We start from the raw sequence: 16,853 nt of genomic DNA on the forward strand, positions 1-16,853 counted from the left end.
AGTTTATTCCGAAGGGCAGAACGTTGAATACAACGGTAGTATTTTCAAAAAAGCTGCAGTTCCTCCTGAGCAAGGAACTGCAGCTTTTTCATCGTTTTTATCGACTCATTTTCCATAGTTGTAGGACCGCCTTTTGTATAGCCTGCCAGGTAATATCGGCAGCATATGGATATTGCAGTTGATACCGATTCCACAATTGCTCCATGTACTGGCTCTGAAAGACTTCCGCTAAGATTGTGTCTCCTTCTGCCAGCAACCCAACAGATCCCCGTTGGTTCGCAGTCGAGAGGAGCGCTTTTTGCATCAGATCTTCCTTTAAGCTCTCATTTTGGGTTGCGAGTAAGGCATAAACATCGTAAAAGTCACGAAGTCGAGTATTGGCTACCCCGCGAGAGACCATCGTCTCGAATTTTTCGGCCAGCACTGTTTCCAGCGGATAGGCGAGGATATCAATTTGCCGCTCTTCCAGTAAAAGTTGGTATGAATACCGGATTTCCTTCGATGTGATTTGATCTCCAGTCGTCAGGTCCACTTTTAACGGCAGGCGGACTTGATCCATTTGTGCCTGAATGGATAAACGGAATCCTGCGTACTCGGCTTCATCCCTAATGGGCAACACTTTTCCTAAACTGAAGATGACGCCATCTTCAAGCGGAATGGCCAAGATACCCAAGAACGCTTTTTCAATTGCGTCCTGGTTTAGTGGATATCCTTGGATGGTGGCATCCATGTCCATCGTGGAACGCAAATCAACACCGATGATCGAAGCAATCAGCACCCCACCTTTTAGCACGAAGTGCTGGCTGAAATCCGAGTGAGCAATCCGTTCGAGTAATCGCTCGAATAGGTAGTTTCGGAGAAGAAGCTGGGCATTGACGCCTCTTTCTTTAGACAGATTCCTGATGAGGTCTTTTACTTGTCTGGAACTCTTCATAGCAAAATCTCCACATACGTGCGAACCAGGGAAGAAACCCGAAACTGTTCAGCATAGCGCAGCAACTGCGGAACATTCTTGTCTTTCCTGGCTAAATAGCGCTTCATGCCGTCATTCAACAGGTCGGCATCGATTTTCTTCCGTTGCCTGAACAGGTCGCATAGCGTGCGTTCTGCGTTATAAAGGCGAATGGGACGCCCATACTCGCTAGCAGTTTCGGTTACCCCAAGCGTATGCCATTCTTTTTTTACTGTATAAACGTGTAAGCCGTTCTCGATGAGAAGCCGATTGTGATACCCCAGCGGTACGGTCACGGAATATGCGAGGGGATCCCGGTCCGTCAAATCATGCAAGTACAGAGCCGTTTCATGAGAATAGATCAATTGAGGGCTGCGTGCCTGCAGGATATAAAGATCATCCTCAAATGTTTCAGGCGTTACATAAATCCCGTGGCTAGCGCGCTCAATAAGCCCTTCACGAGCCAATAAAGTTAAGTAATGACGCGGAATACCCGCTGCTTCCACGTCCCGTGTAAGGACGATGCCATCCTGTTTGGAAATCAGTTCTAGAAGTTTAGCCGTATAAGACAAGTTGTCACCTTCTTTTTTGCTTTTATACGTCTATTATATATGAATTTAGTGTGAATGCAAAAAAATTCTATTTTACTGTTAAAGTCTTTGAATATCGTAATAATAGAAGGATATTGAAGGTTTATTTGAAGAAGAACACTTCTTGACAGATACATATCTTTTCAAAAGAAAAGAATTGAAGATGAAAAAACACGAACCGGATAGAAATCTGGTTCGTGTTTAGAAAGAACGTGGCATCTTTTTAAGCGGTCACTTGTTTTTCAGTTTCTCAATTAAGTCCATGACTTGCTGTTTCCGATCGGTGGTTTCTTCTTTTAATACGCTGATTTGGTAGCCGGTTTCATTTTGCTGAATGTCGACAATATCGCCATCCGTCAGCACAGAAGAGATCTCCTCTTTCGGAATCAGCAGCTGCTGTTCTTCGTTTCCTTTTTCCAAAAATACGTAGAAGCCATCATCCAACCGGTCCAAGGTATAGCGCTTCATCATGAATCACACGCCCAGGAATCTTTGTCGCGGTCGTGCTTCGACGCATAAGCCGGATGCCCTTTTTTAACGCCGAGCGGGTAATACTTCCGCATTGCTGTGCAGTTCTGGAAGCTAGTTGGCGCACCCGGAATGACATACAATCCGGACTCGAAGTCAGGGGCCGGTTTTGGCGGCGTCGGCTTCGGTGTTGGTTTTGGCGCTGGGGCTGGCGTCGGTTTTGGTGCCGGTTTCGGCGTTTCGACCACCATCGGTTTGGCTGTCGTCGTATGGGTATTCCCATCAGTCGTCACCGTAATGTCGCCTGCCAGGGCCGTTGAATAGATCTTCGATTTGATGCTATTTAAGCGCGTCACGACTTCCTTATGCGGATGGCCATAGGAATTGTCTTTGCCATAGGAAAGAATGGTCCCCACTGGACGGACGGTACTCAGGAAGCTGGCGGAAGAGCTGCTATTAGATCCGTGATGTCCCGCTTTCAAGTACGTCGACTTCACTTCATAGTTCTTCAGCAACGCCGTTTCAATCGCTGTATCCGCATCTCCCGTCAACAAAAAGCTCACTTTCCCGTACTTCGCTTTTAGGACGATTGAGGCGTCATTGGTATCGCTTGCTTTGGAATTCACGTTCAGGACTTGGATACCGAATACAGTATCGAAGGCGATTTGCTGCCCCGCTTTTGGAATTTCATACGCAATGTTCTTCGTATCAATTAATTGGAGCAATTGGTAGTACGTATCGGTGGTGTGGGCTTTCCCGGAATCCAGGAACTTTCCGACCGTGAAGTTGTTCAAGACAGAAATCAATCCGCCGATGTGGTCCGCATCCGGATGCGTCGCGACGACGTAGTCCAGTTTTGAAACGCCTTTGGCTTTCAGGAAAGCCACGACTTTCGCGCCTTGGGCTTTGGTACCGCCATCAATCAGCATGTTCTTGCCATTGCCGGACTGGATCAGAATGGCGTCGCCTTGGCCGACGTTAATGAAGTGGACTTTGGCTTGCTTCTTCCCGGTTTCCTTCATGACCATGGCCCGGCTCAGGAAAGCCGATAGCTGCCCTTTGGTAATCGTGTCATTCGGCTTGTATGTGCCGTCGGTATTGCCGACCGTGATATTCGCCTGGATGATGCGTTTGATATACGGATACGCCTTCATCGAAGGGCTGAGATCCTTAAAGGACTTGGTGGATTCGGTCGTTAGGTTGAAAGCGCGTGAAATGAAGATGGCCATTTCCCCGCGGTTCACAATTCCTTTAGGACGGTAAGTGCCATCCGGATAGCCGGAGATGACGCCCGCTTTTACCGCAGAGTTAATGTACCCCGATGCGGCTGAAGAAGAGGGGACGTCTTTGAACGGTGTTGTGGTTTGCTTGCCGTCCAATTTCAAGGCTTTGGAAATCATGATGGCTGCGGCTTCCCGGGTGATGGGCGTATCCACCCCGTAAATGGAACTGGTGCCGACCACGCCTTTCTCCTGTAGATACGTGATGTCGTCGTAAAAACGGTGACTGTTCGGCACATCCTTATAAGGGGCGGCCTGGGTGGAATTCATGGGCGCTAGCGACAAGAACAGCACAACCGCTAAGATTCCGATTAGAATTTTTTTCACGTCTTCTCCTCTTTTCCGATAAGATACTTTTATCTTATCGACCCTTGATTCGATTGTCTATTTAATTTGAGAATATAAGGGAATTATCTAAACAAATTAATAAGAATCACCATTCTTTAATTTATTCTTGTTAAATCAATGGAAGGTGGTATATTTAACTTAAATATTAAAATATTTCCATTTAGAGAGATGGATTATAGGATGAGAATGGAGAAGTGAAGAAGATGTGGGCATTTCTAGGCATGGTCAGTACAGTTATTTTGTTCGTGGGGGTGGTGGTGTGGTTCATCCGCAGAAGGACGACCAAACGGCCATTTGCAAAACGCACGAAAAAAGTCATGTGGGCCTCATTCGCTCTCCTGATCCTGGCGGTTATTTTTGATCCGTCGGCTCCGGCAAACGAAACGGCCGCTAAAAGTGAGATCCAGCCATTAGCGGAAGTCGAGGAAACGGACGAAGAAAAGGAAGCAGCAAAAGAAGAGGCCCAGATAAAAGAAGCGAAAGCAGCAGAAGCAGCACTTGCTAAAGAAAAAGAATCAAAAGCCGAAGAAGTACGATTAGCGGAAGAGAAAGCGGCGGCGGAGAAAAAAGCGGAAGATGAGCGAATGGCTGCAGAGAAGAAGGCGGAGGAAGAAAGAGCCGCGGCAGAACGTGCAGCAGCAGAACAATTGGCGCTTGAACAGAAAGCGGCAGAAGAGAAGGCGGCGCAAGAAAAACTGGCAGCGGAGCAAGCGGCGCAGGAAGCCGCAGCGAGTGCAGCCAGCGCGTCAGCTGCCAACGAAAACTTCAGCAACTGTACCGAACTTCGTTCCGTCTATCCGAGTGGCGTTCCGGAAGGGCATGCAGCATATCAATCGAAGATGGATCGGGATAAGGACGGATATGCTTGTGAAGCGTAAGAGTTAACGAATTGGATAATCGCCGCTGTCCTGCCAATGATTGAACAGTATGTGATGGAATTGAGTGGAACCTGAAAGGAAGATCCCCGTGGATCTTCCTTTTTTAGGTGATGGGGTAACTTATGGAGTTCTGGATCGTAGTAAAGACAAAGGGGTGAGTAGAATGAAGCATTTTAAAAACAGATTGTATTGGCTTTTGATGCCGCCGTTTTTTGTGGCTGCGATTGTGACTTTTTTATTGCTTCCTGAAGGCCATGGACATTATGCATTCCTGGTAATCCTTATTTTCTGGATTGTTTATTATACGGTAAATCACTTTGCAAAGAAGAAGGATAAGAATTATTCGGACTAATGTGAGCGGAGCCTAGGTGGACTCGGAACATTGGATGAATAAATGGCCTCGACTACGATTTGAAATAAGAAGAAGTGGGGTAAATGCTATAGCTACCTTTTCTAGTGATATGAAAACAGATGGATTAATAATAAAGATACTGATAGAAAAATCAGCAATAATTCCGTTTTTTCGATGCAAGTAGGCTCTTTGCAGGCTCAAACAGGGTGTTTGCCACGTGAAACGTGCAATATGCGGGTCTGAAACACCAAAACGGCTTATTGTGTGCTTTCACTAGGTTCGATAATCTGTTAAAAACAGTTGCAATAAAGAAAGGGAGAGCGCGATGAAGAATCAGATGCCGGAAGAATTGGACGGAATGGTTTTAATTGAGACTTTGATTAGTCCGATGCAGCCGAATACTGGAGTGATTATTGTTGGGGATAATTATGGAGAAACATCTATTCAACCAATAGTGCGTATTTACTTAATCACTTGGGAAGATGACGATTGGGTGATTGAAAAGGAACTGCAGGCTTTTGCTTTTAGTGACATGGACAGTGCGAAAAGATTTGTTTCCGACTTACCCAATCTGTCCGCGATTGATATTCTGATAATAATGCAGGGGTCTCAAAGGATTACATCATCCCAATCTATCTTCCAATAAATTGATCCCTCTTCCATTCCGGTAGAGGGATTATCAACTATATTCGATAAAGTGTTTCAAACCATTACATACACAGCCGGTCACACTCATTAATAGCAACAATCCAACAGTAATCCGTATTTTTCTTTCGTGGATATATCATTTAAGTAAAGAAATTAGAGGAATATCTACATCAAATAAATTTGGTATTTCTTCTTAAATATAAATGCGAACTTTTATGAGAGCGTAAAATATCTTGTGTAAATGAATAAATAGAAAAAGGAAGACCTTTTCTTGTAGAATTAAGTCACCACAACCAATTCACAGAAAAGAGGCCTTCCCTATGACTCAGTTTACAACAGATATCATGCAAGCTCTAGTAAAAAAAGAAGACATCTCCGAAGTTTTCCGCAAGCATCTGGAGACAGCGGTCAATACGCTCCTTCAGACCGAACTCACGGCTTTCCTGGATTACGAGAAATACGACCGTATCGGCTTCAACTCAGGCAATTCCCGGAATGGCGTCTACACGCGGACACTCCATACGGAGTACGGGGATTTAAACCTGTCGATTCCACGTGACCGGAACGGCGAATTCAACCAACAGACGGTCGCTCCATACAAGCGCTCAAACGATACGCTGGAATCTTTCGTCATCCACATGTTCCAGAAAGGCGTCACGATGTCCGAGATCTCGGATCTGATTGAGAAGATGTACGGTCATCACTACACCCCGCAAACGATTTCCAATATGACGAAAGCGATGAGTGAACAGGTCGAAGCGTTCAAATCTCGTCCGTTGGATAAGCGCTATGCCTGTGTCTATCTGGATGCGACTTACATTTCCCTCAAGCGCGACACCGTCTCCAAGGAAGCCGTCTATATCACAGTTGGCATCCGGGAGGATGGCTCGAAAGAAGTCCTAGCTTATACAGTGGCGCCCACGGAATCCGCGTTCGTTTGGGAAGAAGTCCTATTGGACTTAAAGGAGCGCGGTGTCGAAGAGGTGCTTCTGTTCATCTCCGACGGCTTGAAAGGCATCACCGATCGCATCTTTGCGGTTTTTCGGGATGCCAAGTATCAAGCGTGCTGCGTCCATCTGTCGCGCACCATCTCCCACAAAGTCCGTGTCGCCGACCGGCCAGAAATCTGTGAAGACTTCAAATCGGTGTACCGGGCAGAGAGCCGGGAACTGGGCGAAGAAGCGCTGAAAGCCTTTGTCGACAAATGGAAAACCGCTTATCCGAAAGTGACAAGATCATTGGAATCCAATCCCTTTATTTTCACCTTCTACGATTTCCCGAAATCGATTTGGCGAAGCATCTATTCGACAAACCTCATCGAGTCGTTCAATAAGAAAGTGAAGAAATACAGCAAGCGAAAAGAGCAATTCCCGAACGAAGATTCCTTGGACCGCTTCGTGGTTTCCCAATTCGAAATCTATAACCAGAATTTCTCCACCCGCTGCCATATCGGATTCGACCAAGCTCGAGCAGAGCTGGCTGAGATGTTCAAACAGGCTTAATGAACATACATACAAGAAAAGGATTTACTTATTTACACATAATTATTGACGGTCTCAACATCCCCTAAGATACTTAAAGTTAATATTAAAAGATTAAAAGGATCTCTATATATTTTATTAAAATATTGTTCTTCTACATTAAATTCTATTAATTTTGCTCGTGACCTTGTCACTCCTAGGAGTTTAGTAGAATTAGCTTCAGGCTTCATCTATGCACCTCTTATACAATGTATTTACTAAATCCATTAATTCATTTCCTTTAATTACTATCAAATTTAAATTTTCTTTATTAAAATGATCTGTGGTTTTCGCTAACTTTATCTTTTCTATATCGAATTTACTATTGTCAAAAATAGCTGCAGCTCCAGATATATCTGTATACGGACGATCTTCAGGCATCTGAAATCTACTAATTTTTCTTGCTGCTTCTATATCTTTTGATTTAATAAAATATTGTTTTGCGGCGTTCAAAGATTCAGCTTTTCTAAGGATAATATCTTTTGAGGAATCATTAATTGCATCTTGCAATCTTGGATTAACCCGTCCTTTTGTCTGTGATAATTGTGCTTTCACTTCATAGATAGCTAATGTATCTTCGAGAGAGTCACTATCCCCGATAACTTTTAATGCTAAAGTGTCTGAACCTTTAGTTGATTCATTCCTTACAGTCTTGTTACCGTATCTTGTTCTTGGCACCCAAAAACCCAAAATATACTCTAAATAATCAGCAATTAAAATCTCCCCAAAATCTCCTGATCTTATACCAGGTCCAGCCCCTCCAGTTAAAGTCGGAAATTTAAATTTTTCTAAATACTCTCCTCTTGATAATCCTGTTCCTTCTCTTAGTAAGTCAATCTCATCTTCCAAGCAATATTGTTGTTTAAAGTGTCTAGCCCATTCTCTCAGTACATCCTCGTCTTCTTCATGTGAGAAATCATACAACTCAATTAATTTCCCATCATTCGTTCTATATTCTGTTTCAATTTTTTTCAACCAGCTGAGATGAGGTTTCATTTTAATTTCAACTCCATTAATTTTTCAATATCATGTCTTTTAAAATTATTACTTATTATATCTTGAATTTAAAAAGGAAATATTTTTTTGCTCTGACTGTTTTCAATACTTTTGAAAATCAAAAGCCGTTCCCTTAACTTCTCATCACTAGCAAAAACATAAAGCCCTTTAATCCCCCGCTTCATCAACACATTAATCGAATTCAAGATGATCTGCTCTTTCGCTCTTTCCACATCCTCAATCCCATCTTTTCCTCTGAAAGCCTCGGTATCGCTGTACTTTTCAGTCACAATCTTCAAGCAGTCATTTTGCTCATCATAGGTAACTGATGGCCCCAATATCACGCCTACATAATTCAGATCAAAGCCTTGAATCGTATAGATGGATCCCGCTTCTTTGATTGTCTCCGGCTTTTCTGCCCAGGTGTTTTTGGAATCGGTTGAGTTCCAGGGGATTTCGAGACTGTCTTCTCTGATGTAGTACTGTTCGCCGTCTTTCTTGTGTTCGTAGTCGAAGGTGGAAACCACTCTGGAAAGTCCATGTTCCTCGTTTTTCTCTACGATCGCTTCATGCATTTCCTTGGCCGAGTCGAATATTTGAAAATCGTAGTTTTCGTCTTTTGGCAGCTCCAGAATTCGCTTCTCCACGAAGTTGTCAATCCAGTCGATCACATCGTCTCCCGCATTCATACGGAACTGGTCTCTTAAAACGTAGGGCTCTTCTCTTTGATAGCCAGATACAATTTTCTTGAGCCGCTCTTCGTCCCAATAGCTTTTCAGTTTTAATACTTGTTTGTCGTCGTAGACGACGATGACAACTTTGCTGTGCTTGATGATTTCTTCCAATTGATTGTTTTCGTTGAATCCATTAAAAGCATCTGCCCGGCTCAGCAATAAATGCGCTTCGTCGACTAGCACAATATCGGATTTTTCTGCTGCATTCTTTTGTTTATTAATGAAGCTTGTCGGTTTGTCGAAATTGTTCTTTTTGAGAAACTTCACATTGGCCGCGATGTTCTTATAAGTTTTCAGCATTTCCGAATGATTAACGAGCAAATGGTTTTTCGTTCCATACAGATTGGAGTTTTTATCCGCAGCGCGTTCTTGGATGCTGTTGAATACGGAACTGAGGACCACGCTTTTCCCCACTCCCGCTTCGCCTTTGATCGTAAAGACAAAGGTTTCATCGTCATCGATGTGATTCTCGCAGGCCTCAAGGATTTTATTCTTCAGCTCGAGCTGCATGATCGTCAGCTCTTTAAAAGGAGAAAGTTTGAAGATGTCTCTGTTTTCGATCACATGCGAAGGGTTGTCCACCATTCGCCGTCGCAATAATTCTTTCCAGATCTCATTGAATATTTCTTTGTCGTAGAACTCTTTGTTGTGGTAATTGTGCGTTACGCTTTGCGCCGTTTGGCTTTTGTTCTGCAGCTTGTAGCGGTCGTCCCCTAAAAAATAATTGATCAATTTCGTTTCCAGGTTATACGTAGCAGAACGATGAAACTCTTCGTGAATGATAAGCGTCATTTTTTCTAATTTCTTTCTCTCGATGTTATTCAAGTGAGACTTCATCCGGTTTTTAAAGGCTACTGTTTCCCCGATGTATACCGACGTATTATTGTTTAAAAAATAAACCACTGGATAATCAAAGTACGTATCGTTCTTGATGCTTTCCAACGTGGATTTGTTAAAGTTCCAGGTTTTTATTTCTGTTATTCCCATAAGTATTCAGCCTTTCTGGATGCAGCAAATATGAAATTCAAGCGCTTACAATTTCACGGACTATGTTTAATCAAAATACTAAGCCGATATTAATGATCTAATATTAGCATTATTTAATTGTTAATTGTATTCTTTTGGAAAATTACTATGAAAATTATAGGATAATATTTGTTTTTCCATGACGTATGGATTTAAAGATAATATTTAATAAAAATGTAATTTTACTTTAATACAAATTCATATTTAATATATTGATAATCGATAATTGAGGTGTTATATTCAACTCAATTACAATTGATTGGAGTGTTTCCTATGACACGCAAGCAAGCTTTGACGCTCTTCCTGAAAGTGGTTCTGCTGCTGATTGCTGGTGCGGTACTTGTCTTGTGTGTATTTGGGTTACCAGGGATGGCTGCGCGAGATGCGGAGCTGCATCCCGAAACTGCTTATCTGCAATATCCGTTTTTGATGTCAGCTTATGTATTCTTCCTCCCCGTTTTTATTGCTATATATCAGGCTTTCAGATTATTAATTTATATCGACCGAAACCAGACGTTTTCGGAGTTGGCAGTGAAGTCGCTGAAGATCATCCGGTATTGTGCCTATGCGGTTATCGTTTTTATTGTACTTGGTGAATTGGCGACGATTGCTCTGTTCAAGGGTGAAGACATTACGCACATTATCATGTTGGGGATTCTCGGTTCTTTCGCCAGCATTGTAGTGGCAGTTATTGCTGAATTGTTGCAGAAGCTATTTAAAGATGCGATAGGAGCCGGGTCGGATAATATGATTGTTTAAAGCGAAAAAAGTGGACATCGGGAAGCTTGATAAAATGATTGCGGAAGCAATTCTTTAAATACAATAAAGCAGCGTGTTTCTTCATTTCCGTAGAAGAATCACGCTGCTTTTTCATTCTTTATTATCTTCTCTCTCCTCAAAAAACCCCCGAATCAACTCAATCGACCGGTTCACGAGCGGCGGCAAATACCTTCTCGTATCGTGTGCGAGGAAAACGGTGCGCGTGACGTTATGGTCGTTCAGTTCTCGCACTTCATAGCGGTTGTTCTGGAACGATTTGATGTAATTCTCCGGCACGAGGGTGACACCGAGCCCTTCTTCGACAAAGCTAATGGCGGTCTCGAAGCGTTCGACTTCAAACTGGATGTTTGGCTTGCTGCCGGCTTGGCGGAATGCGTTCAGGATGTCTTGGCGGGTTTGAAAGCCTTCCTTGAAGATGATGAACGATTCGCTGATCAAATCGATGACGTCGAGCTGTGCTTTTTTGGTGAGCGGATGGCCGGTCGGGAGCAATGCGACAAAGTTTTCCTTATATATAGGAAGGACATTGACTTCCTGCTTCGACACGAGCTGGTTTGTGATGGCGAAATGGATGTCGTAATTGTTCAAGGCTTTATGGACATCGTCGAGCCCGAGCACTTCGACGATTTCGATGCGGACGCCCGGGTATTCGTCTTTGATGGCTTTCAGGATTTTAGGGATCCAGAACTTGGCGGATTCGATGATGCCGATGGCGAGTTCCATCGGACCTTGGTCTTTCAGCCGCTTCATTTCACCTTCGACATAGTTCACGTGGTTCATCAGTTTTTTCGCTTCTTCGTAGAGGATCTCCCCTTCTTTCGTCAATGAGAGATCGCGTTTGCTGCGGTCGAGCAGCTTTAATTCGAGTTCAGTTTCGAGCTTTTTGATCGCCATGCTGAGAGACGGCTGCGCAATAAGCAGTTCGTTCGCTGCTTTTGTGAATGATGCTTGTTCAACAAGCGTAATATAATATCTTAAATGAGTCATATTCATGTAAGCGCTCTCCTTTATAGTTTCAAACTATGGAATCATCAATTTTTGGTATTAGTAATAATAGAATAACTCTTTTACAATAAAAATACATATAGTTCTGAAAAAACTAATAAAGGAATTTGAGGTGCTCGCATGTATACACTACCAAATAAAGCTTTATGGACGGGCCGCGTCGACAGCGAAACGGATCCTGCGACCTTCCGTTTCCATCAAGTCGTCAAGCATTCAAGCGTCGATGAATTGGCCGATAAAGAAAACGGCTTTTCGCTGATCGGCTTTGAATCGGAAGAAGGCGTCCGCAGAAACAAAGGCCGCCTCGGTGCCAAAAAAGCACCGGATGCCATTCGCAAAGCCTTGGCGCCGATTCCTTACAACATCCAATGTTCGGTTCCAACCGTTGACGTCGGAAACGTTGTCTGTGAAGGGGAAAACTTGGAACAAGCGCAAGCGGAACTCGGCAGCCACGTGAATGTGTTATTGACTAAATCCTTGACCCCGATTATTTTAGGGGGCGGCCACGAAACGCTGTATGGCCATTACCTCGGTGTGCGGGAATTTATCGGACCGGATGCAAAACTCGGCCTGATCAACATCGATGCGCATTTTGATATGCGGGAATCGGAACAGCCGTCGTCCGGCACGATGTTCCGGCAAATTCTTGAAAGCGATCCTCATGCCGGCTACCTCGTACTCGGCATCCAGCCGTTCGGCAATACGAAGGCCTTGTTCAAGAAAGCCGATGAACTGAATTGCGCCTACATACTCGCGGAGATCCTGACACTCCATAACTTGCCGGAAATGACTGCAGTCATTGATGCTTTCAGCAGCCAGTATGATTATTTACTTCTGACTTTGTGCACCGATTCGCTTGCGGCATCTGCTGCCCCTGGCGTCAGTGCCCCTTCACCGTTCGGCTTGGATCCGCTCGTCGTACGCCAATTGCTGCGGCATGTGGCCTCCAAGCAAAAGCTCTTGAGCTTTGATATTTCGGAAGTGAATCCCGATCTCGATATTCAGGAAAAGACGGTGAAACTGGCCGCTTATTTCGTTACAGAAGTCATGGACAGTTTCCATCACGAATCGGACATAAAGGAGTGGAACGATGATTCTCGAACTTGACCAAGTCACCACGATCTTTCTTGCTTTGGCCGTCTTCATGGTCGGCTCGTATTTAAATTCAAAAATCAAGATTCTCGATAAATACTGTATTCCGGCGCCTGTTGTCGGCGGTTTGCTTCTCGCTATCATTTTGACGGTGCTGCGCGGTACGGGACTTGTCGAAATCGTGCTCGATACATCGCTTCAAGGCTTGTTCATGTTGACGTTCTTCACGACAGTCGGCTTAGGTGCGAGCTTCGCCCTCATTAAACTCGGCGGCAAGCTGCTCGTCATCTACTGGCTCGCATGTGGATTCCTGGCACTCGTGCAAAGCGTCATCGGCATCTCGCTTGCTTCTCTCCTAAACTTGGACCCGTTGATCGGCGTTATGGTCGGTGCGGTTTCGATGGAAGGCGGCCACGGAGCTGCGACTGCCTTTGGTACGACGATTGAAGAGCTCGGCGTTGACGGTGCCTTGTCAATCGGTCTTGCCGCTGCAACAGTCGGCCTCGTTGCCGGCGGTTTGGTCGGCGGACCGGTCGTCAAATACTTGATCAATAAATACAATTTGAAGTCAACAGAAGATGCAGAACTGGAAGAGGCAGCTCCGCAGAAATCAGCGGTCTCTTCTGTGTTGGCTCCGATCACGTCAAGAACGTTCATGATCCAGTTGTTCATCATCGGTTTCTGTATGGCTGCCGGATCTTACGTCGGTACGGCGTTCACGAACTTGACCGACTTTGCCTTGCCGAACTACGTCAGTGCGATGTTCGTAGCGGTCATCGTCCGCAACATCCTGGACCGGTTGAACGGCAACTTGATCGAGATGCGGACCATCGGCATCATCGGCGATATTACCTTGAGTATTTTCCTATCGATGGCGTTGATGAGCATCCAGTTATGGGATGTTGCGAACCTGGCGTTGCCGCTCTTCATTATCATTTTGGCGCAAGTGGTCTTCATCGTTTTGTTCGGCATTTTCGTGCTGTTCCGTCTGCTTGGCAAAAACTACGACGCAGCGGTTATGGTCGGCGGATTCACGGGACATGGACTCGGTGCGACACCGAATGCCATGGCCAATATGGACGCCATCGTCTCGAAATACGGCCATTCGCAAAAAGCCTACCTCGTCGTACCGATCGTTGGTGCGTTCCTGATTGACGTCTTTGCAATGCCGATCATTCTTACTTCGATTAATCTATTCAGTTAATAAGGAAAGCCCGTCCGGATCAACTCATCCGAACGGGCTTTCTCTCTTCTTATTTAGTTTCCGCAAGTCCACGCCCCACCAGATTCGCACTCACCGGCTCTTTCCCCATCTCTCGTGCCCAGATGGACAATTGTCCGATGTGGTGGATTTCGTGCGCGATGATATGCCGCATCACTTCTCCCCATTGATCGATATCAAGGGATCCGTCTCTCGCTTCAGACTTTAATATCCGGTGTTCCATGCTGTCATCCCAGTTCGCGACAAAGGCTTCGACTTCCGGCCGGAATTTTGCATCAAGTTCGCGGACCTTCCGTAAGCTATTGTAGACTTCAAAGTCTTCCTGGAAATCGTCTTTCCCTTCGAGCAGACGGATCCAGCTCCATTCGACGTCGGCTATATGGAAAAGGGTTTTCAAGATGCTGCCTTGCCCGCCTGTCCGTCTTTGCAAGAGCTCTTCATCCGTCAGCCCTTCGCACCAGCGGTACCAATCTTCTCTGACCATCCAGTTGTAGTGGAAAAACATCTTCATTCAGTGCCCTCCTTTTTTATGGAGCCCGTTTTCAGTTGCCTATTCATCTGCCAGAATGACCCAACCATTCACGTTGCATTGCCCTTCACTATTCCGGCCCGCAGCGATTACGGTTCCGTCCGTTTTCAATCCAAGCGTATGGGCATTGCCGACAGCAATTTCCCGGATATCCCGCCACTGATGGATGTCGCATTGGCCATCCCTGTTTCGGCCAGCGGCTACAACTGTGCCATCCGATTTCAAGCCAAGCGTATGATGGCTTCCTGAAGAAACTGCAAGGATATCGCGCCAATCACTCACATCGCATTGCCCGTCTCCGTTCAACCCGGTTGCAAGAACCGTTCCGTCTGACTTTAATCCGGCAGTATGAAGGTAGCCGGCAGAGACCGCAACCAAGTCGTGCCAGTCGGACACCTTGCTTTGCCCGTAGCGATTATTTCCAGCAGCGATGGCTGTTCCGTCTCTCCTAAGGCCGATAGTATGCCAGTCGCCTGCTGAAACGGCAACAATTTCTCGCCAATCGCCGACTTCGCATTGCCCTTCGTTATTCCTGCCAATCGCAAGCACCGTTCCGTCTTTTCTTACGCCAATTGTCCGGCGCCAACCTGCCGCTATGGACGCCATTTCTCGCCATTCACCTGTTTCGCATTGGCCGTATTGATTCCATCCAACCGCTAAAACCGAGCCATCGGATGTTAAACCGACGGTATGCGAGCTTCCGGTATGGGCGCTTCCTGCTGCAACGGAAATGATATTGCGCCAAGCATCGACTTCGCATTGGCCATGTTTATTGTCTCCTGTCGCAAGCACCGTTCCGTCTGCTTTCAGCGCCGCGCTATGGCGATAGCCGGCTGCAATGGCGCTGCATCGTTTAAAACGCGATTCCGTTTCCATACTCACGGCTGATCCTGCAATAGCTCGATCAACCGGATGACTTCTTCGTCATCTCCCGGGTCAATTGCAACAAGCTCTGTATTCTCGATGATTTCCGTATAAAACTCTTCGCCTGCCGGATACTCGCCGTCCCAGCGGAGCGGCACATTGTATAGATTGACCGTGCCATCGCCGTTGCCGCTATATGTGACAGAACCATCCACGAGGCGGGACCCTGCCAGTTGGATGATGTCTTCCGGATAAGCGGCGCTCGTTTCATCGTCTGGATTTAACGGCGTGCCTTCCGGAATTTTATTCACATACAAGCCGTCGATTTCCTGGTTTGCACCGAGCTGCAGCCAGACGCGCGCGTATTCGATTTGTTCTGTGGAATACGCAGACAAAACTGAAGGTTCTTGAGTCGGTTCAGAATCCATATCGGTTTCCTCCTCTTCCGTTTCAGTAGCCGGGATTTCGGTCGCTTGGTTGTTCGCGTTCATGAACGGTCCGTCTTCTTCCTCCCTGCATCCCGACAGCAACAGTAAAGCAGCACTCAAATAGACAACTTTCTTCACTTCTCCTGCCCTCCTTTTAACTTAACGCTAGCTGTTCAGTTAGCTTTTATTTCTACAAGCTAAACCGAATTTCCTGCTATTTGGAAGGCGTTGCGAGCATCGCCAGATAGACGGCCATGGCGTGGTGGAATTTCCGGATATCGATGCCTGTATTTTCCGCAAAACGGTCCAAGCGGTATTGCAGGCTGTTGCGGTGGAGATGCAAAGCTTTCGCGGTTTCTGAGACATTCAAATTGTAACGCGTGAACACGTCGATCATTTTCAAGGTCTCTTCGTCTTCTGCGTAGTCCTGCAAAATCATTTCGCGGATGATGTGATGCTGGCTGTTATCCGCCCCTTCGATCAGCATATACGGCACGGCGTCGCTGAGGTTCGCCACCGCTTTATCGGAATGGGCAAAAATTGATGCGGCCGCCGTTTTCATAAAGGCGTGGTAGCTTGCGGCTTTCTCCATCCCTTCTTTGAATGGGCCGACCAGGAAATTGATTTTGATGTACAAATCGCTCATCAACACATCGATGATTTCTTCGTAGATGATGTTGTCACTGCCGATTTCCGTATGCTCGATCAAAATGCCTTCGTGGCCGTTCTCCCATAAAATCGGAACGCTTCCGGGAAATAAATCATGGACCGCTTCTTTGAAGATTTTCGGGCTGATCTGGTTTTCCTTGATGGAAAAGTAAACAAAGCGGTACGGATTCACCGTTTCTGAATCTTCTGCAGCGAAGCCAGCGTCGATTGCCTGCCTCCATTTCAATTCTTCTGCGGTCATCTCCGGAAATTCGTTATGGTAAGGCTTCAAGAAAGCGGTGAGCACGGCCAGGTTTTTATCGTCCACTTCGCTTTCGTGAATACCGATGATGTCATTGTCCGCTGTCATGAACCAGTGATAGGCGCCGTCCACTTCACGCCCTCTTTCTTCGTAGCGAATCAAGGAAGAGTAGATTTTCTTCAATTGATCAGTCATGGAAACACCTCTTTCTTCGACGGAATTTTCGTTTCT

The 16,853-nt window shown here is 45.7% G+C and carries 19 protein-coding genes; 7 read left to right on the forward strand and 12 right to left on the reverse strand.

Annotation, left to right across the window (positions count from 1 at the left end):
* Positions 1-97: 97 nt before the first annotated feature.
* The 4 genes from NFU07_RS13565 to NFU07_RS13580 all read right to left on the reverse strand — a co-directional run bounded on the left by NFU07_RS13565 (position 98) and on the right by NFU07_RS13580 (position 3,617).
* Positions 98-934, reverse strand: coding sequence for a nucleotidyl transferase AbiEii/AbiGii toxin family protein (locus NFU07_RS13565; RefSeq protein ID WP_251478970.1), 837 nt, complete (start codon positions 932-934; stop codon positions 98-100).
* Positions 931-1,524: a type IV toxin-antitoxin system AbiEi family antitoxin domain-containing protein gene (locus NFU07_RS13570; RefSeq protein WP_251478971.1), complete on the reverse strand. Its 594-nt coding sequence runs from the start codon at positions 1,522-1,524 to the stop codon at positions 931-933. Before NFU07_RS13570 ends, NFU07_RS13565 begins: the two co-directional genes overlap by 4 nt.
* 249 nt (positions 1,525-1,773) lie before the next feature.
* Entirely contained in the window at positions 1,774-2,013 is a 240-nt protein-coding gene (locus NFU07_RS13575; RefSeq protein ID WP_251478973.1) for a DUF3006 domain-containing protein, read from the reverse strand.
* A complete protein-coding gene (locus NFU07_RS13580) occupies positions 2,010-3,617 on the reverse strand; it encodes an S-layer homology domain-containing protein (protein ID WP_251478975.1) in 1,608 nt (535 codons plus the stop codon). The genes NFU07_RS13575 and NFU07_RS13580 overlap by 4 nt, the downstream gene beginning before the upstream one ends.
* Before the next feature lie 224 nt (positions 3,618-3,841).
* Here NFU07_RS13580 and NFU07_RS13585 point away from each other — a divergent pair, with 224 nt between their 5' ends.
* The 4 genes from NFU07_RS13585 to NFU07_RS13600 all read left to right on the forward strand — a co-directional run bounded on the left by NFU07_RS13585 (position 3,842) and on the right by NFU07_RS13600 (position 7,018).
* Positions 3,842-4,516, forward strand: a complete 675-nt coding sequence (locus NFU07_RS13585) for an excalibur calcium-binding domain-containing protein (RefSeq protein ID WP_251479190.1) — start codon at positions 3,842-3,844, stop codon at positions 4,514-4,516.
* A gap of 163 nt (positions 4,517-4,679) precedes the next feature.
* Complete coding sequence (locus NFU07_RS13590; RefSeq protein ID WP_251478977.1) at positions 4,680-4,868, forward strand: hypothetical protein; 189 nt, start codon at positions 4,680-4,682, stop codon at positions 4,866-4,868.
* Positions 4,869-5,193: 325 nt separating this feature from the next.
* Positions 5,194-5,514, forward strand: coding sequence for a hypothetical protein (locus NFU07_RS13595; protein WP_251478979.1), 321 nt, complete (start codon positions 5,194-5,196; stop codon positions 5,512-5,514).
* Positions 5,515-5,836: 322 nt separating this feature from the next.
* Positions 5,837-7,018 (forward strand): IS256 family transposase, encoded by a 1,182-nt coding sequence (locus NFU07_RS13600; RefSeq protein ID WP_251478804.1) that lies wholly within the window; start codon positions 5,837-5,839, stop codon positions 7,016-7,018.
* Between the two features lie 32 nt (positions 7,019-7,050).
* On the opposite strand, the gene NFU07_RS13605 is transcribed toward NFU07_RS13600, so the two are convergent.
* The 3 genes from NFU07_RS13605 to NFU07_RS13615 form a co-directional block, all read right to left on the reverse strand.
* Complete coding sequence (locus tag NFU07_RS13605) at positions 7,051-7,227, reverse strand: hypothetical protein (protein ID WP_251478981.1); 177 nt, start codon at positions 7,225-7,227, stop codon at positions 7,051-7,053.
* Positions 7,217-8,032 carry a Hachiman antiphage defense system protein HamA gene (locus tag NFU07_RS13610; RefSeq protein WP_251478983.1) on the reverse strand — a complete coding sequence of 272 codons (816 nt, stop codon included), beginning with the start codon at positions 8,030-8,032 and terminating at the stop codon, positions 7,217-7,219. The genes NFU07_RS13605 and NFU07_RS13610 overlap by 11 nt, the downstream gene beginning before the upstream one ends.
* Positions 8,033-8,100: 68 nt before the next feature.
* Entirely contained in the window at positions 8,101-9,753 is a 1,653-nt protein-coding gene (locus NFU07_RS13615; RefSeq protein ID WP_251478985.1) for a DUF2075 domain-containing protein, read from the reverse strand.
* A gap of 312 nt (positions 9,754-10,065) precedes the next feature.
* On the opposite strand from NFU07_RS13615, the gene NFU07_RS13620 reads away from it, so the two are divergent.
* A complete protein-coding gene (locus tag NFU07_RS13620) occupies positions 10,066-10,551 on the forward strand; it encodes a DUF2975 domain-containing protein (protein ID WP_251478987.1) in 486 nt (161 codons plus the stop codon).
* Between the two features lie 111 nt (positions 10,552-10,662).
* Here NFU07_RS13620 and NFU07_RS13625 read toward each other — a convergent pair whose 3' ends face one another.
* Entirely contained in the window at positions 10,663-11,565 is a 903-nt protein-coding gene (locus NFU07_RS13625) for a LysR family transcriptional regulator (protein ID WP_251478989.1), read from the reverse strand.
* Between the two features lie 132 nt (positions 11,566-11,697).
* Here NFU07_RS13625 and hutG point away from each other — a divergent pair, with 132 nt between their 5' ends.
* Together hutG and gltS are read left to right on the forward strand one after the other, a co-directional pair.
* Positions 11,698-12,684, forward strand: a complete 987-nt coding sequence (gene hutG, locus NFU07_RS13630; protein WP_251478990.1) for a formimidoylglutamase — start codon at positions 11,698-11,700, stop codon at positions 12,682-12,684.
* Positions 12,668-13,873: a sodium/glutamate symporter gene (gene gltS / locus NFU07_RS13635; protein ID WP_251478992.1), complete on the forward strand. Its 1,206-nt coding sequence runs from the start codon at positions 12,668-12,670 to the stop codon at positions 13,871-13,873. The genes hutG and gltS overlap by 17 nt, the downstream gene beginning before the upstream one ends.
* A gap of 49 nt (positions 13,874-13,922) precedes the next feature.
* On the opposite strand, the gene NFU07_RS13640 is transcribed toward gltS, so the two are convergent.
* The 4 genes from NFU07_RS13640 to NFU07_RS13655 all read right to left on the reverse strand — a co-directional run bounded on the left by NFU07_RS13640 (position 13,923) and on the right by NFU07_RS13655 (position 16,817).
* Complete coding sequence (locus tag NFU07_RS13640) at positions 13,923-14,402, reverse strand: DinB family protein (protein ID WP_251478994.1); 480 nt, start codon at positions 14,400-14,402, stop codon at positions 13,923-13,925.
* Positions 14,403-14,441: 39 nt separating this feature from the next.
* Entirely contained in the window at positions 14,442-15,296 is an 855-nt protein-coding gene (locus NFU07_RS13645; RefSeq protein ID WP_251479192.1) for an RCC1 domain-containing protein, read from the reverse strand.
* A 2-nt stretch (positions 15,297-15,298) separates the two neighbouring features.
* The gene (locus NFU07_RS13650; protein WP_251478996.1) at positions 15,299-15,850 is read right to left on the reverse strand and encodes a hypothetical protein; all 552 of its coding nucleotides are present in this window, start codon (positions 15,848-15,850) and stop codon (positions 15,299-15,301) included.
* A gap of 76 nt (positions 15,851-15,926) precedes the next feature.
* On the reverse strand, positions 15,927-16,817 hold the full coding sequence (locus NFU07_RS13655; protein ID WP_251478997.1) for a PucR family transcriptional regulator: 891 nt from the start codon (positions 16,815-16,817) through the stop codon (positions 15,927-15,929).
* Positions 16,818-16,853 lie beyond the last annotated feature (36 nt).

The sequence above is a fragment of the Planococcus sp. NCCP-2050 genome (assembly GCF_023708025.1).
Classification (GTDB): Bacteria; Bacillota; Bacilli; order Bacillales_A; family Planococcaceae; genus Planococcus.